Annotated in this window: 20 protein-coding genes; 10 read left to right on the top strand and 10 right to left on the bottom strand. The window is 55.6% G+C overall.

Going from position 1 to position 23,739, the window contains the following annotated elements:
* Positions 1 to 4 precede the first annotated feature (4 nt).
* Positions 5 to 136 (bottom strand): hypothetical protein, encoded by a 132-nt coding sequence (locus P3B99_000100; GenBank protein WYJ07531.1) that lies wholly within the window; start codon positions 134 to 136, stop codon positions 5 to 7.
* A 280-nt stretch (positions 137 to 416) separates the two neighbouring features.
* Between P3B99_000100 and P3B99_000095 the strand changes: the two genes are divergently transcribed.
* From P3B99_000095 to P3B99_000085, 3 genes are all read left to right on the top strand, one after another.
* On the top strand, positions 417 to 758 hold the full coding sequence (locus P3B99_000095; protein WYJ07530.1) for a P-II family nitrogen regulator: 342 nt from the start codon (positions 417 to 419) through the stop codon (positions 756 to 758).
* A gap of 28 nt (positions 759 to 786) precedes the next feature.
* The gene (gene amt / locus P3B99_000090; GenBank protein ID WYJ07529.1) at positions 787 to 2,109 is read left to right on the top strand and encodes an ammonium transporter; all 1,323 of its coding nucleotides are present in this window, start codon (positions 787 to 789) and stop codon (positions 2,107 to 2,109) included.
* Between the two features lie 137 nt (positions 2,110 to 2,246).
* On the top strand, positions 2,247 to 3,092 hold the full coding sequence (locus tag P3B99_000085) for a hypothetical protein (protein WYJ07528.1): 846 nt from the start codon (positions 2,247 to 2,249) through the stop codon (positions 3,090 to 3,092).
* A gap of 684 nt (positions 3,093 to 3,776) precedes the next feature.
* On the opposite strand, the gene dtd is transcribed toward P3B99_000085, so the two are convergent.
* Positions 3,777 to 4,235, bottom strand: a complete 459-nt coding sequence (dtd, locus tag P3B99_000080) for a D-aminoacyl-tRNA deacylase (protein ID WYJ07527.1) — start codon at positions 4,233 to 4,235, stop codon at positions 3,777 to 3,779.
* A gap of 6 nt (positions 4,236 to 4,241) precedes the next feature.
* On the bottom strand, positions 4,242 to 5,153 hold the full coding sequence (locus P3B99_000075) for a hypothetical protein (GenBank protein ID WYJ07526.1): 912 nt from the start codon (positions 5,151 to 5,153) through the stop codon (positions 4,242 to 4,244).
* 90 nt (positions 5,154 to 5,243) lie between these two features.
* Between P3B99_000075 and P3B99_000070 the strand changes: the two genes are divergently transcribed.
* Complete coding sequence (locus P3B99_000070; GenBank protein WYJ07525.1) at positions 5,244 to 5,804, top strand: manganese efflux pump MntP family protein; 561 nt, start codon at positions 5,244 to 5,246, stop codon at positions 5,802 to 5,804.
* Between the two features lie 38 nt (positions 5,805 to 5,842).
* Here the strand turns inward: P3B99_000070 and xerA are convergent, their stop codons facing one another.
* Genes xerA through dnaX form a run of 5 tightly spaced genes read right to left on the bottom strand, consistent with a single transcriptional unit; the run spans position 5,843 to position 10,665 of the window.
* Positions 5,843 to 6,781, bottom strand: coding sequence for a site-specific tyrosine recombinase/integron integrase (xerA, locus tag P3B99_000065; protein WYJ07524.1), 939 nt, complete (start codon positions 6,779 to 6,781; stop codon positions 5,843 to 5,845).
* A complete protein-coding gene (gene meaB / locus P3B99_000060) occupies positions 6,774 to 7,877 on the bottom strand; it encodes a methylmalonyl Co-A mutase-associated GTPase MeaB (protein ID WYJ07523.1) in 1,104 nt (367 codons plus the stop codon). Before meaB ends, xerA begins: the two co-directional genes overlap by 8 nt.
* Positions 7,867 to 9,201 carry a DNA recombination protein RmuC gene (locus tag P3B99_000055; protein WYJ07522.1) on the bottom strand — a complete coding sequence of 445 codons (1,335 nt, stop codon included), beginning with the start codon at positions 9,199 to 9,201 and terminating at the stop codon, positions 7,867 to 7,869. The genes meaB and P3B99_000055 overlap by 11 nt, the downstream gene beginning before the upstream one ends.
* Entirely contained in the window at positions 9,201 to 9,578 is a 378-nt protein-coding gene (locus tag P3B99_000050; protein ID WYJ07521.1) for a hypothetical protein, read from the bottom strand. Before P3B99_000050 ends, P3B99_000055 begins: the two co-directional genes overlap by 1 nt.
* Positions 9,520 to 10,665 (bottom strand): DNA polymerase III subunit gamma/tau, encoded by a 1,146-nt coding sequence (gene dnaX, locus P3B99_000045; protein WYJ07520.1) that lies wholly within the window; start codon positions 10,663 to 10,665, stop codon positions 9,520 to 9,522. The genes P3B99_000050 and dnaX overlap by 59 nt, the downstream gene beginning before the upstream one ends.
* A gap of 107 nt (positions 10,666 to 10,772) precedes the next feature.
* Between dnaX and P3B99_000040 the strand changes: the two genes are divergently transcribed.
* From P3B99_000040 to P3B99_000015, 6 genes are all read left to right on the top strand, one after another.
* Entirely contained in the window at positions 10,773 to 12,323 is a 1,551-nt protein-coding gene (locus P3B99_000040) for a sigma 54-interacting transcriptional regulator (protein WYJ07519.1), read from the top strand.
* Entirely contained in the window at positions 12,320 to 13,423 is a 1,104-nt protein-coding gene (mnmA, locus tag P3B99_000035; GenBank protein WYJ07518.1) for a tRNA 2-thiouridine(34) synthase MnmA, read from the top strand. Before P3B99_000040 ends, mnmA begins: the two co-directional genes overlap by 4 nt.
* Positions 13,424 to 13,483: 60 nt before the next feature.
* Positions 13,484 to 14,437, top strand: a complete 954-nt coding sequence (locus P3B99_000030) for a TIM barrel protein (protein ID WYJ07517.1) — start codon at positions 13,484 to 13,486, stop codon at positions 14,435 to 14,437.
* A gap of 218 nt (positions 14,438 to 14,655) precedes the next feature.
* Positions 14,656 to 18,105 (top strand): hypothetical protein, encoded by a 3,450-nt coding sequence (locus tag P3B99_000025; protein ID WYJ07516.1) that lies wholly within the window; start codon positions 14,656 to 14,658, stop codon positions 18,103 to 18,105.
* Positions 18,106 to 18,171: 66 nt separating this feature from the next.
* A complete protein-coding gene (locus P3B99_000020; GenBank protein WYJ07515.1) occupies positions 18,172 to 19,602 on the top strand; it encodes a hypothetical protein in 1,431 nt (476 codons plus the stop codon).
* An 18-nt stretch (positions 19,603 to 19,620) separates the two neighbouring features.
* The gene (locus P3B99_000015; protein ID WYJ07514.1) at positions 19,621 to 21,057 is read left to right on the top strand and encodes a hypothetical protein; all 1,437 of its coding nucleotides are present in this window, start codon (positions 19,621 to 19,623) and stop codon (positions 21,055 to 21,057) included.
* A gap of 316 nt (positions 21,058 to 21,373) precedes the next feature.
* Here P3B99_000015 and P3B99_000010 read toward each other — a convergent pair whose 3' ends face one another.
* Together P3B99_000010 and dnaA are read right to left on the bottom strand one after the other, a co-directional pair.
* Entirely contained in the window at positions 21,374 to 22,114 is a 741-nt protein-coding gene (locus tag P3B99_000010; protein ID WYJ07513.1) for a GDSL-type esterase/lipase family protein, read from the bottom strand.
* 230 nt (positions 22,115 to 22,344) lie between these two features.
* Entirely contained in the window at positions 22,345 to 23,718 is a 1,374-nt protein-coding gene (gene dnaA, locus P3B99_000005) for a chromosomal replication initiator protein DnaA (GenBank protein WYJ07512.1), read from the bottom strand.
* Positions 23,719 to 23,739: the final 21 nt, after the last annotated feature.

The following is a 23,739-nucleotide window of genomic DNA, read 5'->3' as shown; positions in this document are numbered from 1 at the left end:
TCCCCTACAAAATATAGCCCCAAACAACAATCGCAATCTGTGCGGCGAACATCAGCGCGACGAGAGTGTAGACGAACACGAAAAACTTGTCGGTTCTGCGTTTTTGTACTGTCGGCAATTTTGTAGTATTTTTCATGGCTGTATTACGCCCGAAGATTTCGCATTTTCGGAGCAAAACCGCAAGAAAATTCGCAGACATTCGGCAACGCCGCGCCGGAACTCTCCCGAAGTCCGCCCGCCGATTGCGACAATTTTGTAGCGACACTCTTGAAACCGCTACAAAATGGTAGCGACATTTTTGGCGCAAAAACTGCCGCAAAACGCGCAAACAATGATTTAAAGCAATTTACAAAACCAGACAAAAACTGGCACAGGGTCTGCTTATCATAAAAAAGCATCTCAACAAAGATACTCCAATGAAACTCATAATAGCATACATCAAGCCCGAACAATTAGGCGAAGTGAAGAAGGAACTCTTCAAGAACCAAATTTACAGGCTGTCAGTGACAAACGCCCTCGGTTGCGGAAGGCAAAGAGGATACAGCGAAAACTATCGCGGCAACGAAATAGAAGTGAACCTGCTCAAAAAAGTTCGCTTGGAAATCGGCGTCAACGACGAATTTGTCGACATCACGGTCGAGTCCATCATAAAAGGAGCGCAGACCGACCACATCGGCGACGGAAAAATCTTCATTCTCGACATGCAGCAATGCATACGCGTTCGCACGCGCGAAACGGGTCCCGAAGCAATAGGCTAAAAAACTAACACTCTATATTTACACTATCATGAACAGGAAAATTTTAACGGCTACCACCGTCTTCTCCATGCTCGCATGCCTCGCGGCGCGGGCAGAGGAAGCGGCGGCGGCGGCTCCCGCAAAGGTGTCCGCCGAAATGTTCACAGTAAACAATCTCTGGATTCTCTTGGGAGCGATTCTCGTTTTCTCGATGCACCCCGGGTTCGCGCTTGTCGAAACGGGCTTGTGCCGAGCAAAGAACAGCGTGAATATTCTAACAAAGAACATAATCACGGTTGCAATCGGTCTTCTGACGTACGTCGTAATCGGCTTCAACCTGATGTACCCCGGCGAATCCTGGATTTTGGGCAAGTTCCTCGGATTCGGAGGTCTCGGAGTCGCCGCCCCCGAAGGCGCGGCGATAGACTACAACGGAGGCCTCTATTCCTACTGGACCGACTTCATCTTTCAGGGCATGTTCGCCGCGACTGCCGTGACAATCGTCTCGGGCGCGGTTGCGGAACGAATCAAGTTTAACGCCTACATCGTCTTTGCAATCCTCTACGCCACATTCGGCTACACGCTCATCGGCTCGTGGGGCTGGGGCGGCGGCTGGCTCAAAGACCTCGGATTCTACGACCTCGCGGGTTCGACATTCGTGCACTCGGTCGGCGGCTGGGCGGCTCTTGTTGGCGCGATTATGGTTGGCCCGCGCATCGGAAAGTATGTAAACGGCAGAACGCACGCAATCCCCGGCAGCAACCTCGGGTTCGCAACACTCGGCGTGTTCCTCCTGTGGTTCGGCTGGTTCGGATTCAACGGCGCGTCGGTATTCTCGGCCGACACCACAATGGTCGCATACGTCTTTACGACGACAGCCCTCTCCGCTTCCGCGGGCTTGATGGCGGCTATGTTCACCTCGTGGTTCGTACAAAAGAAGCCCGACCTTTCCATGATTCTCAACGGTTGCTTGGCGGGTCTCGTAGGCATCACGGCTTCGGCGGACTGTGTTTCGATTACAGCCTCCTGCGTAATCGGAGCAATTTCGGGTGTCGTGGTTGTATTCGCGGTCTACTTCTTCGACAAGCTCCACATCGACGACCCCGTCGGCGCGCTCTCCGTACACTTGGTATGCGGCGTGTGGGGAACGCTGGCGGTCGGCATCTTCTCGCCCGACCACGAGCTTGTCCCGCAAATCATCGGCATAGTCGCGGTGGCGGTTGCGGCAATCGCAAGCAGCGGAATCATCTTCTACATCTTGAAGAAGACAATCGGCCTGAGAGTGGAACACTCCGAAGAACTCAGAGGTCTGGACGTAGGCGAACACGGTATGGAAGCCTACCACGGATTCCAAATTTTCTCGAACGAATAACCACCATGCGATTCCGTCGGACAAGCTCCGGCGGAATCGCCCTTTTCCCCAAAATGCAAACGTAAATGCGTTTGCATTTTTTTGTTGCATGACGTAAGAAAATAATAATTATTACCCGTTTTCAAACTACAAACATCATGAAAAAAACAATCACAGCAATATCATCGTTAATCGCATGCGCATGCGCATGCGCGTCCTACGCGGCGGAAGCTACGGTTGTAGCAGCCCCCGCGGCTCCCGCTGCCGCTCCCGCAGCTCAGCCCGAAGCGAAAGCAATCAACACTCTCGCCGACGAAGAAGTCTGCGCGAAGGTTCTCGACAAATTCTCGGCGTCGCTCACGCTCGGATTTGAATCGGAATACGTCTTCCGCGGCATGGCTCTCGCGGGCGCTTCCCTCAATCCGCAAATCGACGCGGCGTACGACCTCAGCCACGGCTTCGCGGCCTATGCCGGCGTTTGGGCCAACACCCCCACCAAGGCTGGCGTTTCCGACGAGATTGACTTCTATGCCGGCATCACATACGAAATCAAGAACTTCACGTTCGACCTCGGCTACACGGCATACACCTACACGGACAACGCTGTCGACCCGAACTCGCACGAAATGAAATTCGCGGTTTCCTACGACACCGTAGACTTCCTCGGCGACTTCAACGTAAGCCCGACCGCCGCCGCCTACTACGACTTCACTCTCGGCGTCTACACGCTCGAAGCCGGCGCGACTTACTCGGCTCCCGTCACAAAGTGGATTGCCGACAGAAACTGGGGCACAATCGACCTCGCTGCCGTCTACGGCTGGACGACGACCGCTACAAGCGGCGGATACAGCTACTTTGCGGCTTCCGCAGACGCTGTCGTTGCCATCAACGAATACTGCACGCTCTCCGTCGGTGTTCGCTACGCATACAACAACGACTACACCGAACTTGAATCCACTGCAAGCAGAGTTTGGTTCGGCACAAAAGCCTCCATCGGCTTCTAGGCGCGAGTCGCGCCACCCTACGGAACTTCGTTCCTTATAGTTATTATTCGGCGCGGCTATAACCGCGCCTTTTTTGTATCAGTTCGTATTGGCTTCGCCAATTACTTGCGTTGGGATATTCTCTGTTTTGTAAGAAACAAATTAAAATAGACGCGCTTTGCGCGGATAAAAAAGGGAAAACGGAAATCCGCTAACATGGAATCTCAGCTAACTAATTACGAAACTTTTACCCCAACGCACTCTAAAAAATCTTCGTGCGCAAGCACTCATTTGTTAGGCGCGTCAAAGTGCCGTTCAGGCGGTGGCTTTCTCGCGCAGACAGGACGCGTGGCGTACTTTTGTACGCGAGCGGTCTGAGTGTGCGAGGAAACGCCGCATCAACGGTGCTTTCACGCGCCGTTTTTAGGGGCGTCAAAATGCCCCCATAAGAGTGGCTTTGCGAGTGGCTCAGGGTGCGTGGCGTACTTATGTACGCGAGCAATCCGCAAACATAAGTCGGCTACACAAACGCCCTACTCCGCTTTTATCCCAAAGCAACCTAAAAATCTTCGCGCCGTGCGCTCACTTGTTAGGGGCGTCAAAATGCCCCTATAAGAGTGGCTTTGCGAGTGGCTCAGGGTGCGTGGCGTACTTATGTACGCGAGCAGTCTGAGACATTCGCGAAACGCTCTTAGAGGGGTATTTTCACGCCCCGTCAGAATCGAGGATAATGGTTACGGGCCCGTCGTTGGTTAGGCTTACGTTCATCATTGCCCCGAACAAGCCTCTTCCCACTTTCTTTCCCAGCTCCGCCTCCAAGCATTCCAAAAATTTTTCGTACAGCGGCTTCGAAATTTCCGCCCTCGCCGAGCGGTTGAACGACGGCCTTGTGCCTTTTTTCAGGCTGCCGTACAGCGTGAACTGGCTCACCACAAGCGCGTCGCCTCCGACGTCCAAAAGCGAAAGATTCATCTTTCCCTCCGCGTCGCCGAAAACGCGCATGCGGACGATTTTCGACGCAAGCCATTTTGCGTCGTCCTCTGTATCGTTGTTTTCGACAGCAAGCAAAATCAGCGCGCCCGCGCCGATTTCGGCTGAACGGTGCTGCGGCTCGTCGAGAACATCGACCGCCGCGTTTTTTACCCTTTGAAATACAGCCCGCATATCGTTTTAAATGAGAGAAAATTCCGCCGAGAAAGATTTTGTCTCACCCGCCTCGACAAAATGCACGGGTTTTGCCGCAGAATTCGGCGGAGACATCCACGGCTCGACGCAGTAGAACGGCGCGTCGGGCTTCGACCACGTTATGAACGACGCGCCGAGCTCTTTGCCGCCGCCGCCGATTTTCACGGTAATGTCCTCCTCGCCGTTTTTCGGTCCGAACTTTGCGGACGCCTGTTTGAGGGAAGTCCAGACTTTGTTGACCATGGAGGGGTCGTCGAAAGAGTTTTTGAAGATGTCGGCGGGCGACGACGTTCCCGTTGCGCCGTCGAAAGAAAACGCCTTTTTTGCGTCGGAGAGGAGGCGGTAGTTTTTGCGCGAAGTTCCGCCAATCCACGGCAGGTAGAAATAAGGGTGGAGCGCGCAGCCCCACGGGATTTTTTCCGGCGATTCGTTCGAGAGAATCAGCTCGCAAGAGAACGACAGCTCGCCGAAGCGGTAGTGGACAAAAAATTCGCACTTGTACGGGTAAGCCTCGCGCAGGGCGTCGGAGGGGACGAGGCGCAGGCGAATGTCGAAGTCGGAGGAAAAGACGGTTTCGAAAACGCCGTCGTATGCGTAGCCGTGAAGCTTCATGGGCAGAACGCGGCCGTCGGGGCTTTTCCAAAAGCCCTTTTTGCCGTCGACGTACGATGGCCCGCCGAACGGGAACATCGGGAACATGCCGCCCGAAGCCGAAACGAAATCCGCGCCCGAAAGCGGGGCGTTTTCGTCCCAGTAGATAATGTCGCGGACGACGCCGTCCGCCATCGAAATGTTCCAGTTGACGAGCCGCGCGCCCTCTTTTGGGTTGAGAAGATATGTTGACGCGCCCGCTTTGAATTTCAAAATTTCCGCGCCGTCGAGAAGTAGTCGTTCCATGCGGCAATTAGCGCAAAACACGCGGTGTTTTTCAACCATTTTCAAAAATTTTCTTGTTCCAAAATGCGCGCGCGGCATTATCGGAAAGATATGAATTTTGTCGAACTGGTATTTATCGCAATCGCGCTTTCGATGGACGCGTTTGCGGTGTCGATTGCCTGCGGAATAAGCGCGCCGAAAATCGCCAACAAAAACGCGGCGATAGTCGCGGGGGCGTTCGGGCTGTTTCAGGCGATAATGCCGCTTGCGGGCTGGAATCTGGGCGAATTCGCCTACGAGTACATCGCGGCGTTCGACCACTGGATTGCTTTTTTGATGCTCGCGCTCGTCGGCGGAAAAATGGTGTTCGACGGATTTTCGAAGAAGGAGGAAATCGACGAATGCTTCGCCTATCCGAAGCTCGACTACCGCGTTCTTTTCCTGCTTGCGATTGCAACGAGCCTCGACGCGCTCGCAATCGGGGTGTCGTTTTCGTGCGCGAAATACCCCATTTTGTACCCGTCGATTTTCATAGGGCTTACGACGTTCGCGTTCTCGGTGTGCGGAATAAAGTTCGGCAAGCGGATAGGAAGCTCGTACGACGGAAAATTCGCGGTGGCGGGCGGAATAGTGCTTGTTTTAATCGGAATAAAAATCCTGATTACGGGATAGCCGCAATCAGTCGCAAACATTTTGCAGGCGCGGCGCAATCATAGCGAATCGGGAACGTCCATCTTCGAGCGCGGGTGTTTTTTTGCGTGCTGGGCGCAGATTTCGTCGTTGAGGAGGTTCGTGTAGATTTGCGTTGTGGAAAGGTCGCTGTGCCCGAGCATTTCGCGTATCGACATCAGATTTGCGCCGTTTTGCAGCAGGTGGGTCGCGAACGAATGGCGCAGAATGTGCGGCTTTACGTTTTTTTCTATCCCTGCGGCTATTGCGTATCTTTTTATATTATACCAGAACGTTTTGCGCGAAATTTTCCCGCCGCGCCGCGTTACGAAAAGTTCGGGAACTTCCGCGCCCCCCAAGATGTCGCGCCGCGCCGCCTTGTATGCCGAGATTGCCGCAAGCGCGTACGCCCCGACGGGCACGAGGCGCGTTTTCGAGCCTTTGCCGACGACGCGCAAAATGCGCTCGGCGACGTCGATGTCGCTTTCGCGGATTCCGCAAAGTTCGGAGACGCGCAGCCCGCTGCTGTACATCAGTTCGAGCATGGCGCGGTCGCGCAGCCCCTCTGGGGTGTCGGTAGGCGGGGCTTCCAGAAGGCGGGCGACTTCCCCGGCGGAGAGTATTTCGGGGATATTGCGCCTGAGTTTCGGACGCGCGACGAGGTCGCAGTAGTTTTTCGACCAAACCCTTTCGTCTACGAGGAAGCCCGCGAGCGACTTCATTGCGCTGAGTTTCCGCGACTGCGTTGAAGCCTTTGTGTTGCGGGCAATCCCCGAAATCCACTCGACAAGCGAGTCGGCGTCGACGTCGGCGAACGACTCTATTTTCCGCGCGTGTAGAAACGCCGCGAACTGCGCGACGTCGGACGTGTACGAAGCCACCGTGTTTGCGCTCCGCCCAAGCTCCATTTTGAGAAAGGCACGGAACTCCGCCACGGTGTTTTTGAGGTCGGGGGAAATCTGCGGTTCGCCGCTATCCATTGTCGGACATCAATTTTTTGACGGCGGCGGCTGCGGTAATTTCGGCGTCGGAGACGAGTTTCGAGTAGCGGGCGATTGCCTCCTCCATGCCGTCGCGGCGGTAGAATCTGCGCAAAATTTCGCGTTCGAGCAGCGACTTGAACCACTCGGTTTCCTGCTCTCCGCGCCGTTTTTCGAGGTATCCGTCGGCGGTTGTTTTCCTGCGGAACTCCTCCAATTTCTCCCACGCGGAGCGAATGCCCATGCCCGTGAGCGCGGAGCAGACGTCGCAAAACGGCTTCCAATCGGGCGTAGGCGAGTTGAGGAAGTTGAGAACCCCCGCAAGCTCGGCGCGTTTGAGGTTGGAGCGTTCCACCATGTTGCCGTCGCACTTGTTGACGAGAATGCCGTCGGCAAGCTCGATGACGCCCTTTTTTATTCCCTGCAATTCGTCGCCCTGCGCGGCAAGCTGCACGAGCAGGAAGAAGTCCGTCATGGAGCGCACGGTGACCTCGCTCTGCCCTACGCCCACGGTTTCGACGAGGATTACGTCGTAGCCCGCCGCCTCGCAAAGAATCATTGTTTCGCGGCTTTTGCGGGCGACCCCTCCGAGCACTCCGCCCGACGGCGACGGGCGAATGAACGCGTTTGCGTTGCGCGAAAGGTTTTCCATGCGGGTTTTGTCGCCCAAAATGCTGCCGCCGGTTATCGAGCTTGACGGGTCTACCGCGAGCACCGCAACTTTCTTGCCGAACTCGTTGCAGAGCATCGAGCCGAAAGTCTCTATGAACGACGATTTCCCCGCGCCGGGGACGCCCGTAATTCCGATTCTGAACGCCTTGCCCGAATGCGGAAGCAGGCTTGCGATAAGCTCCTGCGCGGCGTCGAAGTGCGCGTCGGAATTGCTTTCCACGAGTGTTATTGCCCGCGCCAGAACGGTTTTGTCGGCGGCGAGCACGCCCGCCTTGTAGTCTTCGAGAGTGAGCTTTTTGCGCTTCGGGCGCGGCGCGTAGGAAACGTCGGACGGCGACGGAACTCCCGACATTACAGAAGTCGTGAAGAACCGTTTGTCGGCGTTTTCAGGAACCCATTCGGGGCGTTTTTGTTCATCGCTCATTTTCTGGCTCGCTTTCTTCAAAGTCGATGTTTGCGTTCTTTGATTTTTCGATAAATCTTTTCGCGGTGTCGAGCACGCTCCGCCCGCCCTGCGACAGCGTTTTGCGGGTGTCGTCGTAGTCCTTTTGGAGGGTCGTTATCTTGTTTCCGAGCTGCTCGAAGCGTTTGGAGAAAAGCTCGACGCGCTCGTGCAAAAGGCGTCCCACATTGCAGATTTCGCGGAGATTTTTTGCGAACGCCTCGTTGCGGTAGGCGATTTCGGCGAACTTCAAAACGGTCATGATTTCCGAAGGGCCGGCGACGAGCACGTTTGCGGCGTAGGCGTCGGCGATAAGCGTTTTGTCCTCCTCGACAATGAGGCTGTACGCGCCCTCGACGGGCACGAACATAACCTTGAACCCGCAGGTAATATCGGGCAAATCGTTGTATTTTTTAGCGAATTCGTTGAGGTGCTCGCGCACGGATTTTTTGAATTTCGTCAACGCCGCGCGCTTTGCGGAGGCGTCGGAGGCGGAGCAGTAGTCTACGAAATCGGGAAGCGAGAGTTTTGAGTCCACAACGACGGAGCGCGAGTCCGGCAGATACACAACGTAGTCGGGCATAAGGCGTTTTTGCTCGCCCTGCGTGTCGGCGTAGCTTTTCTGCGAGCGGAAATGTATGCCCTCCATGAAGCCGCAAGACTCGAAGATTCGCGCCAAAACCGCCTCGCCCCAGTTGCCCGCAACTTTGTTGTTGGAGCGCAACGCAGCCGTCAGGTTGCGGGCTTCGTCGCCGAGCTGCGTGTTCATTTTCAGCAGCGACTCTATCTGCGCCCCCATCGACGCGTTGTTGCGCGCGCTCGTTTCGTTGAGTTTTTCGACGCGCTCGCGGAACTCGCCGAGGCTGCTTTTTAGCGGCGCGAGAACCATGCCGACCTGCTCGGCGTTCGCCGCGGTCATTTTGCCGCGGGCGGTTTCGAAGATTCTGTTCGAAAGGTTTTCGAAATCCGCCGCGAATTTCTCGCGCAAGGCGCGTTCCTCCTCGGCGCGGTTTGCGATGCGCTCGGCGAGCGCGGCGGCGCGTTCCTCGGCGGCGGAGAGCTTTTTTTCCGCCGCGATTTTCGATTCTATGAGCGCGGCGCGTTCCGTCTTCAATTCGGAATTTTCGGCAAGCACGGCGTCGGCGCGGGCGGTTTCGGAGGCGAGCCGCGCAAGCATCTCCGCAGCGCGCTCCGAGTTTTCGGCAAGCCGCTTCGCGTTGCGGGAGACAGACAGCCACCTCCAAACGCCGAAAGCAATCCCGATTGCGGCAAGCGCGGCGAAAAACAAAATAAAAGCATGTTCCATTATTCAGAATCCTCCTCTTCGAAAATCCGCAAAACGGATTCGTCCTCGATTGCGGCGTCGTCGGACTTTTCCGCCGAACGCTCATCTTTTATGCCGCCCACAACAAGCGACTGCGGCTTGCTTCCGAACTGCGAATCGAGCACAGCCAGAAGCCCTTTCGAAATTTTGCCCAACGCCGCCTCGAACTCCGCCGTGTTCGACTGGTACACAACCGCCTTGCGCTCCTCCGTGGGCGGCGCGAATTTTTTGACCTTCGGGGCGCGTTCGACCGCCGCCGCGTATGCGCGGGCGAAGTCGCGCGACTCCTTCAAAACCTCCCTAAGCAGAAGGGCTATTTTTTTTTTGAACTTCGACGGGGGCGTTCGAAAGTTTTTCAAGTTCCTTGATGAGCGTGTTTATCGCCCGCGCCCTGCTCTGCTCGACGGCTTTCAGGAGCGCGACCTCGAAGTTCGCCTTTTCGGAAAGCCCGTTTTTCAGTCCCTTTTCGGCGTTTTGAAGCACGTCGAGCATGCGCATCATCTGCTCGCTCGAAAGGCGTTTGCCGCCGAACTCCTTGTAGCCCGTAGAGAAGGACTCCATCATCGAATTGCGGACATAGTTTTGCATGTCGCACAAGGCGCGGTAGAGGTCGCAGCCGCCGTTGACAAGCTCGTCCACAGACTTCACCACCGCGGAATAGTCGCCCTTTGCCATGTTTTCCACAAGCCCCGAAATCTGCGCGTCCGACGCCAATCCGTAGACGCCGATTACGTCGGAGACGTCGAGCGTGCGCCCGCAGAAAGAAATCATCTGGTCGAGAATGCTCTGGGCGTCGCGCATGCCGCCGTTTGCGAGCCGCGCTATTGCCGCCAGCGCCTCTGGCGTCGCGGAGATTTCCTCTTTCTTCGCGATTTCCGCAAGGTGGTTTGCGATGAGATTTTCGGGAATCGGTCGGAATTCGAAACGTTGGCAGCGCGACGTTATTGTGCCCAAAACCTTGTGGGCCTCTGTCGTAGCGAAAATGAATTTGACGTGCGCGGGCGGCTCTTCGAGCGTTTTCAGAAGGGCGTTGAATGCGTCGGGGGTCAGCGAGTGGACTTCGTCGATAATGTAGATTTTATAGGTGCACTGCGCAGGGGCGTAGCGGCACTCCTCGCGGAGATTGCGGATTTCGTCAATCGAGCGGTTCGACGCGCCGTCGATTTCCACGACGTCCATGCACGAGCCGTCCATGATTGCGCGGGAGATTTCGTCGTTGTCGTCTGGGTGGATATTCGGGCCGCCCTTTGCGTTGAGGGCTTTTGCGAAAAGTCTGGCGACCGTCGTTTTACCCGTGCCCCTCGGACCGACGAAAAGGTACGCGTGCCCAATCCTCCCCGACTCTATCGCGTTGGTGAGGGTCTTTACGATATGCTCCTGCCCGACGAGTTCCGAAAACTGTTTCGGGCGGTATCTGCGCGCTATGACTTGGTAAGCTTCACTCATTTTCCCCAAGACTATTCCGCCTTGCCGTCGATACAAGTTTTTTTTGCTTCCGCCCGCCCGAATTTATTGTTGAAACGCCGCCGATTCCGTGAAATAAATGGACGAATATGGCAAAAAAGACGGCACAGGACATCGAAAACGAGATTCGATACGACGACCTCGAAATGTCGGTGCTGCACAAAATAAGCCGAGCGGTGGTGCGAAGAAAAAACGTCTCGGAGCTTATCGCCGAAACCCTCGAAATTCTCGACCGCGAAATGGGGCTTCTGCGCGGCACAATCACCCTGCGCGACGGAGACTATCTCTTTATAGAGGCGTCGCACGGCATGGACGACGAATCCATAAAGCGCGGCGTCTACAAAATGGGCGAGGGCGTCACGGGGCGCGTGGCTGCGGAGGGGAAGTCGGTTGTAATCAGGGACATTTCAAAAAGCCCAGAATTTCTCGACCGCACGAAAACCCGCGGAGAATCGCTCGAAGGAATCGCGTTCGTCTGCGTGCCCATTATCTACATAGAGCAGGTCATCGGCACTCTCAGCATAGACCGCAAACTGCCAAAAAAAGCCGACCTCGACCGCGACCTCGAACTGCTCGAAACCGTCGCCAACATTCTCGCCGACGCCGTCGCGCTCATCTACTTAAAGCACGAGGAGCGCAACAAGCTTCTCGACGAAAACAGGCGGCTTAAACTGGAACTTAGCACAACCCTCATGCGCCCGCCGAACATCTTGGGCAACTGCGGGGCGATGCAGATTGTGTACGAGGCGATTGCGCGGTTCTCGCGCCAGCACAAGCCCGTGCTGATACGCGGAAAATCGGGCACGGGCAAGGAGCTTGTGGCAAGGGCAATCGGCGGAGAGCCGTTTTCGGTGGTAAACTGCGCGGCATTGCCCGACTACGCGCTTGTGGGCGAAATCTTCGGCTTCGAAAAGGACGCATTTGCAAACGCGCACTTCGGCAAGGAGGGGCTTCTCGAAAAGGGGGGAACGGTGTTTCTCGACGAAATCGCGGAAATTTCGCCCGCCGCCCAGAAGCTTCTTGCGGAATACATTTCCACGGGCAGATTCAGGAGAATCAACGGCTCGACCGACGCCGCGGGGAAAGCCCGCCTTATCTGCGCATCGTGCGCCGACCTCGAAAAATCGGTCGAGCAAAACGGCTTCGACAAAAAGCTCTACCTTGCGCTTTCAAAAAACACCGTCCACCTCCCCGCCCTGCGCGACAGAAAAAGCGACATCGTGCTCCTTGCCGAGCACTTTCTTGAAAAATACAACAAAATCTACGGCAAAAACATCAAGCGCATTTCAACGCCCGCAATCAACATGATGACCGTCTACACTTGGCCGGGGAACGTGCGCGAGCTTGAAAACTGTATCGAGCGCGCGGTGATGTCGTCGAACGACTCCGCGATTTCGGGCTACAACCTTACCCCCGCCGTCCGCGCGGGCTACATGGACAAACCCGCTCCCTACGGGGAGGACGTGGACTTCAACTCGATGGTGGCGTCGTTCGAGCGCGAGCTTATAACCGAGGCTCTCAAAGCCAACAGGGGCAACGCCGCCGCCGCCGCCCGCAAACTCAACCTCACCGAACGCGTGATAAACTACAAAATCAAACGCTACGCCATAACGGCGTCGTGGTACAAAAATTCGAAATGAGCAGGATAATGACAGCCCTTTCGGGCGGCGTGGACAGCTCCGTCGCACTCACAATGCTCCGCCAGCAGGGGGAGGACGTTTCCGCCGCCTACATGAAAACGTGGGTGAACGAGGAGGGAATCGACGTTTTCGGAGACTGCCCGTGGCATCGGGACATTCTCGACTGCCGCGCGGTCGCCGAGCACTTGGGAGTGGAGTTCGAAGTGGTCGATTTCATAGAGGAGTACCACAGGGAAATCGTCGAATACCTCGTAGACGGGTACAGGTGCGGGCTGACACCCAACCCCGACGTGATGTGCAACCGCAGAATGAAGTTCGGAAAGTTTCTCGACTACGCCGAAAAACGCGGCTTCGGGCGCGTCGCCACGGGGCACTACTGCTCGCTGCGCGAGAACCCCGACGGCTCGCGCGACCTCGTGCAAGCCGCCGACCCAAGCAAGGACCAGTCGTACTTCCTCTGCATGATTACCCAGCGGCAGCTGCAACACGCAATGTTCCCGATAGGCTCGCTGCTCAAAAGCGAAGTGCGCGACATCGCCCGCATGAACGGGCTGCCGAACGCCGAAAAAAAGGACAGCCAGGGAATCTGCTTCCTCGGAAAAATCAAAATTCAGGACTTCCTCAAACACTACATTCCCGAAAGCGACGGCAACATCGTGAATCCGTCGGGCAAGGTGCTCGGACGCCACACGGGGCTGTTCAACTACACAATCGGGCAGCGCAAGGGAATAGGCGTGCCGTCGAACGCCGAGGGCAAGAGGTATGTAGTGGTGGCAAAAAATTTCGAGAAAAACGAGCTTGTCGTTGCCTTCGACGCCCCCGACGCCCCCGACCTCTGGCGCGCGTCCGCTGAAATCGACGAAATCAACTGGATTAACAAGCCGATTTTGGAGCCGCGCGAAATCTACGCCCGCGTGCGATACCGCGACGACCTCGTAAAGGTGCTCTTCACGCCGCTTCCCGACAACCGCGCAAGGGTGGAATTCGAGAAGCCCCAGCGGGCAATCGCGGGCGGTCAAGTGCTCGCCATTCACGATTCCGACCCGTCGGTAATCCTCGGCGGCGGAATTTATATTGACTTTAAAAATTCCAAAAAATAGTCTCCGAACTTTCACTCCGCGGATTCGGAAATCCGCGCAACACAAACCTACATCAACACAATGACCAGAAGAACATTCTCAAAACAGACGCTCGGCGCGATATTGGGCGCGTCGGTTATCGGCGCGTCGGCAAAAGCCTCGGGCGGCGCAAAAGGCGCAAAGCCCTTCAAATGCAAATTCGCAGCTAACATCTACAAGTGGACAAACCTCTGCCCCCACCTCACTAAGGGACTTTCCGACGTAGACAAAATCGACTTCTGGTACGACCAGGGCTTCCGCGCAATGGAAGACAACGACATGATGAAATACGCCCCCGAAAAGCGCAGGGCTCTTGCCGACCGCATCGCAAAATTGGGCATGGACTTCGGCGTGTTCACGTCGTCGATAGGCGGCGGGAAGTGGCTTACCGCCTGCAAAAGCGACAAGCGCGGGGCGCGTCCCGACAAACAGGCGGCGATTGAAAGAATCAAGGCCGAGGCAAAGAAAACCGTCGAAATCGGCAAGGAAATCAACGCAAAGTGGACGACGGTCGTAATCGGCAATACCGACCTTTCGCTGGAACAGTCCTACCAGATGGCGAACGTCGTAGAACAGCTCAAATACGCCGCCGAAATCTGCGAGAAGTCGGGGCTTATAATGGTGCTCGAACCGCTTTCGTTCACGGCGCACCCCGGTCTTTGGCTGCAAAAAACCTCCGACGCGTACATGATTTGCAAGGCGGTAAACAGCCCGTCGTGCAAAATCCTCTTCGACGTTTTCCACCAGCAGAACACGGAGGGCAGCCTTATCCGCAACATCGACGCCGCATGGGACGAAATCGCCTACTACCACCTCGGCGACGTTCCCAACCGCACCGAGCCGCTTTCGGGAGAAATCAACTACAAAGTCCTGATTAAACATATCCACGACAAGGGCTACCGAGGCATCTACGGCGCGGAACACCTGCAAAGCGACAAGTCCGAAGCGGGCGACGAAAAGGTTCTGCGGGCGTACCGCGAAATCGACGTCGCGTAGACTTCCGAAAAAATCCGAGAAGCGGAATCCCGAAAACATTGCGTTTTCGGGATTTTTTTTTCGTCCGATAATATACGCGGGCGTTTGAGCAAATTGCGGCAAAAAACCGCGAAAATTTCGGAGGAAATTCGGACGGAAAATTATTGCCGCAAGGCGCAAAAATTCGCTTGAAGTGGCGTGCTTTGCTTATAACATGCGCCTTGATTTTTTTAGTTTTTATGGATTATAGAGCAACTCTCGGAATCAATCCCGACTCCGGCGAAAACGAAGTCGGAGGCGACGCGCTTTTCGAATACGTAAACATGAGGTTGTCGGCTGCGGGCGAGCCCGTTTTCGGCGACGAATCGAACTATCCGGTTCTCGAACTCGCAAAACCGCTGCTCGAAAATTACAGGGAGTTCGCAAAACTTTCGTCTAAAATCTACTGCCCGTCCGACCTGCGGATTATGGAGTTCATAGAGTCCTACCTCGAAGACGTGATGGACGAGCGCGAACCCGTGCCCAGCCTGCCGCACAAAACTTTTGTGCTCGACCATTTCGGCACGGCGCGCACGCTCTCCATGCCGCCCGACTCCGACATGTACCAAAACTCAGTCGTGCAGTCGTTCAGGGTGCGTCAGGGCATTCTCAACAACCCGCAAAACGACAGGCGCACGACATCGGGCGTCTTCCACGTCGCGGAGGGCGGGCTTCCGATTCCCGACGACAAAAAGGCGGTACCGAAAATCGTCTTCAAAAACATGTGGAAAAAGGCGTTCGAAGCCTCCGACGACATTCTCGAACTGCCCATTACCTCGACGCAGAAAAACAAGGCGCGCACATGGGTATCGCTCTTCCTGCGCCCGATTGTCTGCCCCGAAATCCCGAACGTTTCGAAAGCGAAGACAATGGAAATACGCTTCTTCGCGCCCGGGGGGCTTGTGTCGAACCTCGACTTTGTGGAAAGCATTTTCGGCAACGGCGGAAATCCATACCTTGAAAAGAACGACTCGTACCGCCAGTACGACTCCTGGACGGGCAACACGGGCTGCATCGTGCTCGCCCCCTACCTCACAAAACTCACCAAGAAAGAGCTTGGGCTTCCCAAATTCGAAGACGCAACCGACCGCCAAAAGCGCGACGGCATGTGCTGGAAGGACGAATCCGAAATCTACAACGACGGCAAGCCCTTCAAGCTCACCGCCCGCGATTCGAGCGGCGTAATCGTAACACTGCTTGCCGACAACTATTTCGGCTACTCCAAAAAGGAAATCAAAACGCAAATCAGCTTTGCGGCGAACATGTACGGACAGTGCGAGGAAGAGCACAGCGGCGGCGCGACGGCGTTCGCAAGCCGCGACCTCGGCGAAGACTTCTGGCTGAAATCGTACGCGCCGAACACGCGCAGCAAGTTCTCGGAACTCGTCGAGCTTCTCGGCGACAGAATCGAAGTTTTCGACGACGGCTGGGCGAGAGACAAAAAATATCCCGACGTAATATACGTTGACCAGGACTCGTATTTCTCGCTAAAAACCCAAACCGTTACATGGGAGAAAAACGGCGAGCAGAAAAGCATAAAACTGCTTCCGCACATCACCTACATCAGCCCCGCCGGCTACAAGGTGGAAATGGCAAGGCCGCACGAAAGCCGCCGCTGGCGTCTTGTCGGCACGGTCGAGGAGGGAATGTACTGCCACAAGCCCGCGACGGTTTCGGGCGGCGGCAAGAGCGAAATCTCGAAAGACATCTCCGACGCCATTATCCACGGGCCGTCGATTGTAGCCGATTTCAAGAAGGACATCGCGCTCGTTGAGGAAATCATCAACAAAAACTACGGCAGCCGCAACAAAGACCCCTCGCAAAACAAAGGCGAAAACAGCCGCAAAATTCTGGATTCGCGCCGCACGATGGGCTCGGTAGTAAAACTGCTCACGCCCTCGGACGACTTCACCGACGAATACAACAAGTGGGTCGAATCAATCCCGTTCTACATCAGGGAAATCGTGCTGACGGTAAAACGCCACTACCGCCCCGAATGGGAGGGCAAATGGCAGGACAAATTCACGGTAGACACAATCAACGGCACAAGCGGCAACACGCTCAAATACAAGAACGCAAACGTGCTGACCTCGTACCTTAGAATCGGCTTTACGGAGGACGGCTCGTGGCGCACGTTCAGCCTGCGCAAAGACTTCGCGCCGTCGGTCAAGCTGCAAATGGAGGACGACATCACAAGCTCGGTTGTCGTTGCAAGAAGCAGTGTTGACTATCTGCCCGACTACATGTCGAAGAAGCCGAAAGCGTCGGTAAAATTCACGGAAAACTGCGAATACAGGCTCTTCCAGCGTCCCGACGAAGCGGTGGTGCGCGGCTACGACAAACGCGCGGAATCGGACATGTCGAAAAAGGGCGTGTTCTTCTCGAACTACGAGCCGCTCGACAGGCCGCAGGTTCAGGAAATGGCCGAAGACGTGCTGCGCTTCGACAAATTCACCGCGCCCATGCGCGAGAACCTCGAACACTTCCTCAAAGAGCCTAAGCCCGACTACGTTGTGTGCTCGGCGAATCCGCGCCTCGTAAATGGCGCGCCCAGCAAAAACGTCCGCTACCTGCAAAACAGGGACGACATCGTAAACAAGCGCAAGTACTATGTGGCGAACGTAGGCATGAGGCTCGCGCGGCACATTCCGCTCGACAAAACCGTGCCGCACCCCGTGTGCGCGGTAATTTCTGGCAGACGCAACAACCCCGCGGGCGACGGCATAAGGTCGCTTGCGGTGCACGGCCCCATGCACTATCTGGAACTTCCCGAACTCTTCATGGAGTACATCGCGTCGATGACGGGCAAGTCGCCGTCCACGGTCGGAGCGGGCTTGGAGGGCGCAATGACGAAAGCGCCGTTCAACGCGCTCTGCCCCATTACCGACCTCAACAACGCGCTCGTCTCGTTCGCGCTGACGGAATACGACGGCTGGCTCAGCAGCACGGGATACCTCGGCCCGAAATACAGAATCGACCACGACATAAGCCTGCTCGTGCCCGAAATCTGGTCGCGCATGAAGCCCGACGAACTCCGCCCCGAAAAGCTCATCGAGGACGGCATGCTAGAACGCTGCAAAGACTTCGAATACAAGGGCAAAAAGGTGCTCGCATCGCGCCTCGGCTGGCGAATCACCGACGAATTCGTAAAACGCTTCTTCGGCAGAATATTCTCGACCCCCGCGTCGATATTCACCCCCGACATGCTCCGCCCCGAACTCCAAGACATGGAAACGTTCGTGGACGGCATGGACAACATGGCGGGGGCGCACAAACGCGCCGCCGAAATGTATTTCAACGACGGCTCAATCGAAGGCGCGTGCCCGCCCCTCAAAGCACTGCTGCACATCATGAAAGACGGCAACTACGAGGGCAAGACGCTCGAAGACGAGTCTATCCGCAAAATGTTCACGTTCGAAAGCGTCATAAACTCGGAGTGGTACGCCGAAAGGCTCATCACAAGACAGCAGATTGAAGTCAACCACCTGCAAACGGTGCTGGCAAACCTGCAATCGCTGCCCGCCGAGGAAAAGACGCCGCAAACGGCGACGGAAATAGAGTCGGTCAAGGCGCGGATTAAGTCGGTAAAGAGCATGGGCTACCTGAAATCGCTGGCGGGAACGCTCGGCGCAGACCCCTTCGTGCTCTGAGTTTTATCGGCTTGACGAAATTCTACGCGCAATGTACCGTCTGATTATTCGAACGGTACATTTTTTATGGCATCAAAATTCGCTCTCATCGGCGCGGTGGCATTTGCCGCAATCTGTTCGCTTTTCGGCAAAGACGTATACGTTTCGTCGTCGTCGGGCGACGACAAAAACGACGGCTCGCTTTCCGCGCCGCTTCGCACAATCGCCGCCGCCCCCAAAGACGGCGTAAACCTGTTCCTGAAACGCGGCGATGTCTTCTTCGAAACCTTGCAGGATTTTTCAGACTCGGAAATAGACGCCTACGGCGAGGGCAACGCGCCGCTTCTTTGCGGGCTGAAAATCCTCGAAAACGACGACGCGTGGGTAAAACTGCCCAACGGCATCTGGCGGCTCGATCTCTCGAAGCGGGAGGATTTCGGAGGCTACAAGGCGGAGGGAAAAACAAACAACATCGGCGCAATCTACTTCGCAAAAACCGACAAGGTATACGGGCACTTGGTGCGCAGCTTCTCAGACCTGTCGCATGTCGGCGACTTCTGGGTATCAGACAATATTTGGACTTCCGACGTCCGCGCATCGAAAAGCCAGACATTCCGCTACCTCTATTTCAAGTTCGACAAAAACCCCGCCGACTCCCGCGACAAAATCGGCTTCATAACCTACTCGTTCGGAATCCGCAACCTGCGCAACTGCACGGTGCAAAACATCGCCGTCAAGGGCTTCGGCGTGCACGGCGTGAGCAAGGCGTGGAACTGCAAATTCCGAAACCTCGACATCGACCTCATCGGCGGGAGCGTCCAGCTTTCGTATTCGCAGTGGGTGAGGCTCGGCAACGGCGTCGAATTTTGGATTTCCGCCAAAGACCCGTGCAACGACAACCTCGTCGAAAACTGCCGAATCTCGCGCACATACGACTGCGGCGCGACGATTCAGGGGCACGGCGGAAACGGCATGTCGGCAAAAAACATAAAGTTCTCGAACAACTCTTTTTTCAGGTGCAGACAGGCTTTCGAGCACTTCCTGACCGCAAAGGAGGGAACGGCGAAATACGAAAACTGCGAATTTTCGAACAACAAATGCTTCGACATGGGCGAAAACGAATTTTCATCGCCCGAAACGCGCGACGCCAACCTGCTCTCCTACGAAAGAAACCCCGTCGAGGGGCTTGTCGTAAAGAACAACATATTCTGGGGCGCGCCCGTTTACAGCGTCCAGAAACACCCCGCGCTGCTGCAAAACAACACGTTCTACGTCTACAAGGGGCAGTACCTCTACTACAACAGAAGCTCGCCCGACGACACAATCTGGGCGGAGTCGGACGCGGACGCCGGGGCGTTCGAAAGGAAAATCGGAGGCGTCGGCAACACGGTAAAAATTGTAAGGCGCGGCGACAAGCGGCTGAAAGAGGAGGTGCTCGAATCGTTCTCCGCGCAAAAAGAGACAATCAAAAGAAAAACCCGCGAAAAATACCGCCGCGACTTCTTTTACAGAAAATAACAAACCGCAACAACAATTATGAAAATCAAACATGCACTGATATTCGCGCTCGCGCTCTTCGCCGCGGCGGCAAACGCAAAAGACGTCTACGTTTCGTCGTCGGCGGGCGACGACAAAAACGACGGCTCGCTTTCCGCGCCGCTTCGCACAATCGCCGCCGCCCCCAAAGACGGCGTAAACCTGTTTCTGAAACGCGGCGACGTTTTCTTCGAATCGCTTAGCGGCTTCAAAAACTCGAAAATCGACGCCTACGGCGAGGGCGAAAAGCCGCTCCTTTGCGGGCTGAAAATCCTCGAAAAATCGGACGCGTGGGAGAAGCTCCCCGACGGCGTCTGGCGGCTCGACCTCACAAAACACTCGACATTTTCGGGCTTCAAGGCGGACGGCGAGCAAAACAACATCGGCGCGGTCTACGACATCGAAAACGACCGCCTCTACGGCTGCCTGACGCGCCACTACAAAAACATGCGCGATACCGGCGACTTCTGGGTGTCCGACGCCGAAAAAAGCGAAGTCTCCCCCAAAAACAACAAGTTCACGCACCTGTTTTTCAAGTGCCCGACACACCCGTCGAAGCTCGCAAAAAAAATCGCGCTTCTGCCCTATAATTTCGGCATTCGCAACCTGCGCAACTGCACGGTGCAAAACGTGGCGGTCAAGGGCTTCGGAGCGCACGGAATCAGCAAGGCGTGGAGCTGCCAATTCCGCAATCTCGACATCGACCTCATCGGCGGCTCGATTCTGCGCAGCTACAAAACTTGGGTGCGCTTCGGCAACGGAATCGAATTTTGGATGAGCGAAAGCGACCCCTGCAACAACAATCTCGTAGAAAACTGTGCAATCTCGCGCACGTTCGACTGCGGCGCGACGATTCAGGGACACCTCGGCAAAAAGTCGCGCCCCCAAAACATAGTCTTCCGCAAAAACAGATTCCTGCGCTGCCGTCAGGCGTTTGAACACTGGACCGCCACGGTGCACGAAAAAAGCGTCTACGAAAACTGCGAATTTTCCGACAACATCGCCTTTGATTCGGGCTTCAACGAATTCGACACGCCCTACACCGTGGACTCCTCCCTACTCTCCTACGAGCGCAAACCGGTTGAGGGGCTGACAATCCGCAACAACATCATGTGGGGCGCGCCCGCCTACTTTTCGTCGGGCGGCAATGGGGCGGAGTTCGAGGGCAACGTGTTCTACATTTTCAAAAAAACCTATATCTACGGCACGCGGGAAGGCAAAAACTGCATACCCGCGCTAAGCGGCGCAGACGTCGAAAACGCGTTCAAAAAACTCGGAAACGCGGGAGGCAAATTCATTCTCGTAGACAGAACAGACTCCGCCGCGCGGGAAAAGGCGATTGCCGAACACTTCTCCTCGATGAAAGACCGCATCGCCTATTTCGACAAAAACCGCCCGCGCAACGCATACCAGAGGGAACTGCCCGTCCGCAAATAGCGGGCGCGGCGACTATCCCGCCTCCCGCCGCAAACAAAACCCGCGCGACAGTAGAAGCGGAAAACGCGCTTCCGCCCGCTGTGCCCGACGCCCGCAGGAAACGGGTAAATGCGCTTCCGCCGCCCCGATGCAATGCCCGTCGAAAGCCCAGAACTGCGGACATTCAGAACGCATGCGCCCCGCCGGCAAAATTTGCGGACACCGAAAATTTTGCCTGCTTCCCGCTTCAATCGCAAAAAAAACGGCGGCTGCAAAAAGCAAAAACGCAGCCGCCGCATATTGTAATTAAATTAAAAATCCGCTTTCGAAGCGCGCCCTACTTGGCAAACTCAGCCTTGATTAACGCCTCCATGATAGGATACGTTTCCTTTTTCGGGTGGACGCCGTCTTTCGAGTATTTTTCGGGAAGCCCGCCGTTTTCGTCCACGAGAGCCGAGTAGTAATCGACGTACGCAAAGCCGTTCTTTTCGGCGTAATCCTTGATGAGCGAGTTGAGTTTTGCGATTTTCTGCGCAGGCTCCGGAATGTTGCGCCACGGAATTTTGCTTGCGGGCAGAACGGAGCACAGCACAACCTTTATGCCGTGAAGTCTGCCGAGTTCCGCCATCGAAATGATGTTGCTTAAAACGTTTTCGAGCTTGATTTTCCCGTTGTTCTCGGCGACGTCGTTTGTTCCCGCCATAATCGCCACATATTTGGGTTTGAGGTTGATTACGTCGTTGCGGAAGCGCACGAGCATTTCGGAGGAAGTCTGCCCGCTGATTCCGCGCCCCGCGTAGTTGTTTTCGGCGAAAAATTCGGGGCGGAAAGAATACCAGTTGGCGGTAATCGAATCGCCCATGAAGACGGCAGCTGGCGCTTTTTTAATACGCGCGTTCGCGCTTTCGTAGCGGTCGAACTTAGCCCATTCGCGCTGTTTTTTGGCGGGCTTTTTCTTGGCGTCTTTAGACTGTTTCACGGTCTGGACTGCCTGTTTTGAATTGTCGGCGGTATTTGCGCCGAACGCGAGAGTCGCCGCAAAAAGCGACAACAACAACGATACTGCTATTTTTCTCATAATGTTTTGCGTTAAAATTCCGTTCCGCAATCGATTGATTGCGATAAAAAGAAAAGCATTTCGCGCCACGAAACACAAGCCAAAACGTCGGCGCAAAAACGCCTTATCTACCCCTCGGCAAATTTTCGCGCGGCAACGGCGAAATAAGTCCCCCGCGCCCTCGACGTCCCCCGCGTTAACCGACAAAAAAGCCCCCTTTCGGAGGCTTTAAAATTCGGCGGGAAAAAAGATTAGTCTGAAAGCGACTTCATCAGGAACGCGACGGTGCGCTTTACCTTTTCGTCCTGTTCGAGCAGGGTTTCGACCGTCCTCATTGCGTGGATTACCGTGCCGTGGTCGCGCCCGCCGAAGCGTTTGCCGATTTCCTGCAAAGTGTGCGTTGTGAGCTTTCTTGAAATGTACATCGCGGTTTGGCGGGCCATCGAAATCATCGACGTGCGGCGTTTGCCCACAATGTCGGAAACCTCCAAATGGTAGTGCTCTGCGACTTTCTTCTGGATAAGCTCCACGTCAACCGCCGCGCCCTCCTCCTGAACGAAGTCGTCGGCGAGAAGGTACGCCGCCTTTTCGAGGGAGACGGGTTCGTTCGAATTTATCAGCGACGAATAGCCTATCAGCTTGTTGAGCGCGCCCTCCATGCGCCTTACGTTTTTTGTAAAGCGGCGGGCGATGAGGTCGAGAACGTCGTCGCCGATGTTCGCGGAGTCGCCAAGCGACGCCACTTTGCGGCGCAAAATCGCCAGACGCGTTTCGTAGTCGGGCATTTTGATGTCAACGCACATGCCCCACGCGAAGCGCGACACAAGGCGTTTTTCGATGTCCTCAACCTCGTTGAGCGGCTTGTCGCAAGAGAGCACAATCTGCTTGTTTGCGTTGAAAAGATCGTTGAAAGTGTGGAAAAATTCGTTCTGGCTGCTCTCCTTTTTGGCGAAGAACTGGATATCGTCGATGAGCAGGACGTCGGTGTTGCGGTAGCGTTTGCGGAACGACGCTATGTTGCCGTCGCCCAAGGCTTTAATATAGTCGTTCACAAACGCCTCAGACGAAATGTAGACGACCTTTGCCGACGGATTGTTCTTTATGATAAAGTGGGCGATTGCGTGCATGAGGTGCGTTTTGCCCAAGCCGGTGTCGCCGTAAAGGAACAGCGGGTTGAACGCCTTGCCGACGCTCTGGGCAACCGCAAGAGCCGCCGCGTGCGCAAGCTGGTTGCTTTCGCCGACGACAAAGCTTTCGAAAGTGTTGCGCGGGTTGATTGAAAGAAGCGTCTTGGGCTCTTCCGCAACGACCGCCCTCGCCATGCGGGGCGCGGGAGTTTCGGCCGCGGCGGGTTCGGGGGAGTTTACGACCGTGATTTCAACCGAAATGTTGTGCCCTGCCGCCATCGACAAATTTTGGGAGAGAATGTCGAGGTAGTTGTCGGTAATCCAATACGGGGCGAACGCGCTGGGAGAGCCGAGCACGATTTTCGATTCGTCGCCGCCGACGCACGCGAGATTCGAAAACCATTCGTCGAAGGCCTCGCGCGGGAGCACGAGTTCCAACTCCGATTTGGCTTTTTGCCAAATTTCGGACAGCGTCGTCGATATCGTTAATGGGGCCATTTTTTTTAAATTCAGGCACAT

Source organism: Opitutia bacterium KCR 482 (assembly GCA_029269845.2).
Taxonomy (GTDB): domain Bacteria; phylum Verrucomicrobiota; class Verrucomicrobiia; order Opitutales; family Intestinicryptomonadaceae; genus Merdousia.
The sequence above is the reverse complement of the archived record's forward strand: the minus strand, read 5'-3'. Positions and strand labels throughout refer to the sequence as shown.

Excerpts from the sequence above, each read along its gene's own strand:
- P3B99_000075 (WYJ07526.1), bottom strand. The coding sequence starts at position 5,153 with ATGGAACGACTACTTCTCGACGGCGCGGAAATTTTGAAATTCAAAGCG.
- dnaA (WYJ07512.1), bottom strand. The coding sequence starts at position 23,718 with ATGGCCCCATTAACGATATCGACGACGCTGTCCGAAATTTGGCAAAAA.
- P3B99_000025 (WYJ07516.1), top strand. The coding sequence starts at position 14,656 with ATGGATTATAGAGCAACTCTCGGAATCAATCCCGACTCCGGCGAAAAC.
- P3B99_000020 (WYJ07515.1), top strand. The coding sequence starts at position 18,172 with ATGGCATCAAAATTCGCTCTCATCGGCGCGGTGGCATTTGCCGCAATC.
- mnmA (WYJ07518.1), top strand. The coding sequence starts at position 12,320 with ATGAGCAGGATAATGACAGCCCTTTCGGGCGGCGTGGACAGCTCCGTC.
- dtd (WYJ07527.1), bottom strand. The coding sequence starts at position 4,235 with ATGCGGGCTGTATTTCAAAGGGTAAAAAACGCGGCGGTCGATGTTCTC.
- amt (WYJ07529.1), top strand. The coding sequence starts at position 787 with ATGAACAGGAAAATTTTAACGGCTACCACCGTCTTCTCCATGCTCGCA.
- P3B99_000015 (WYJ07514.1), top strand. The coding sequence starts at position 19,621 with ATGAAAATCAAACATGCACTGATATTCGCGCTCGCGCTCTTCGCCGCG.
- meaB (WYJ07523.1), bottom strand. The coding sequence starts at position 7,877 with ATGAGCGATGAACAAAAACGCCCCGAATGGGTTCCTGAAAACGCCGAC.
- P3B99_000010 (WYJ07513.1), bottom strand. The coding sequence starts at position 22,114 with ATGAGAAAAATAGCAGTATCGTTGTTGTTGTCGCTTTTTGCGGCGACT.
- P3B99_000085 (WYJ07528.1), top strand. The coding sequence starts at position 2,247 with ATGAAAAAAACAATCACAGCAATATCATCGTTAATCGCATGCGCATGC.
- dnaX (WYJ07520.1), bottom strand. The coding sequence starts at position 10,665 with ATGAGTGAAGCTTACCAAGTCATAGCGCGCAGATACCGCCCGAAACAG.
- P3B99_000095 (WYJ07530.1), top strand. The coding sequence starts at position 417 with ATGAAACTCATAATAGCATACATCAAGCCCGAACAATTAGGCGAAGTG.
- P3B99_000100 (WYJ07531.1), bottom strand. The coding sequence starts at position 136 with ATGAAAAATACTACAAAATTGCCGACAGTACAAAAACGCAGAACCGAC.
- xerA (WYJ07524.1), bottom strand. The coding sequence starts at position 6,781 with ATGGATAGCGGCGAACCGCAGATTTCCCCCGACCTCAAAAACACCGTG.
- P3B99_000055 (WYJ07522.1), bottom strand. The coding sequence starts at position 9,201 with ATGGAACATGCTTTTATTTTGTTTTTCGCCGCGCTTGCCGCAATCGGG.
- P3B99_000040 (WYJ07519.1), top strand. The coding sequence starts at position 10,773 with ATGGCAAAAAAGACGGCACAGGACATCGAAAACGAGATTCGATACGAC.
- P3B99_000070 (WYJ07525.1), top strand. The coding sequence starts at position 5,244 with ATGAATTTTGTCGAACTGGTATTTATCGCAATCGCGCTTTCGATGGAC.
- P3B99_000030 (WYJ07517.1), top strand. The coding sequence starts at position 13,484 with ATGACCAGAAGAACATTCTCAAAACAGACGCTCGGCGCGATATTGGGC.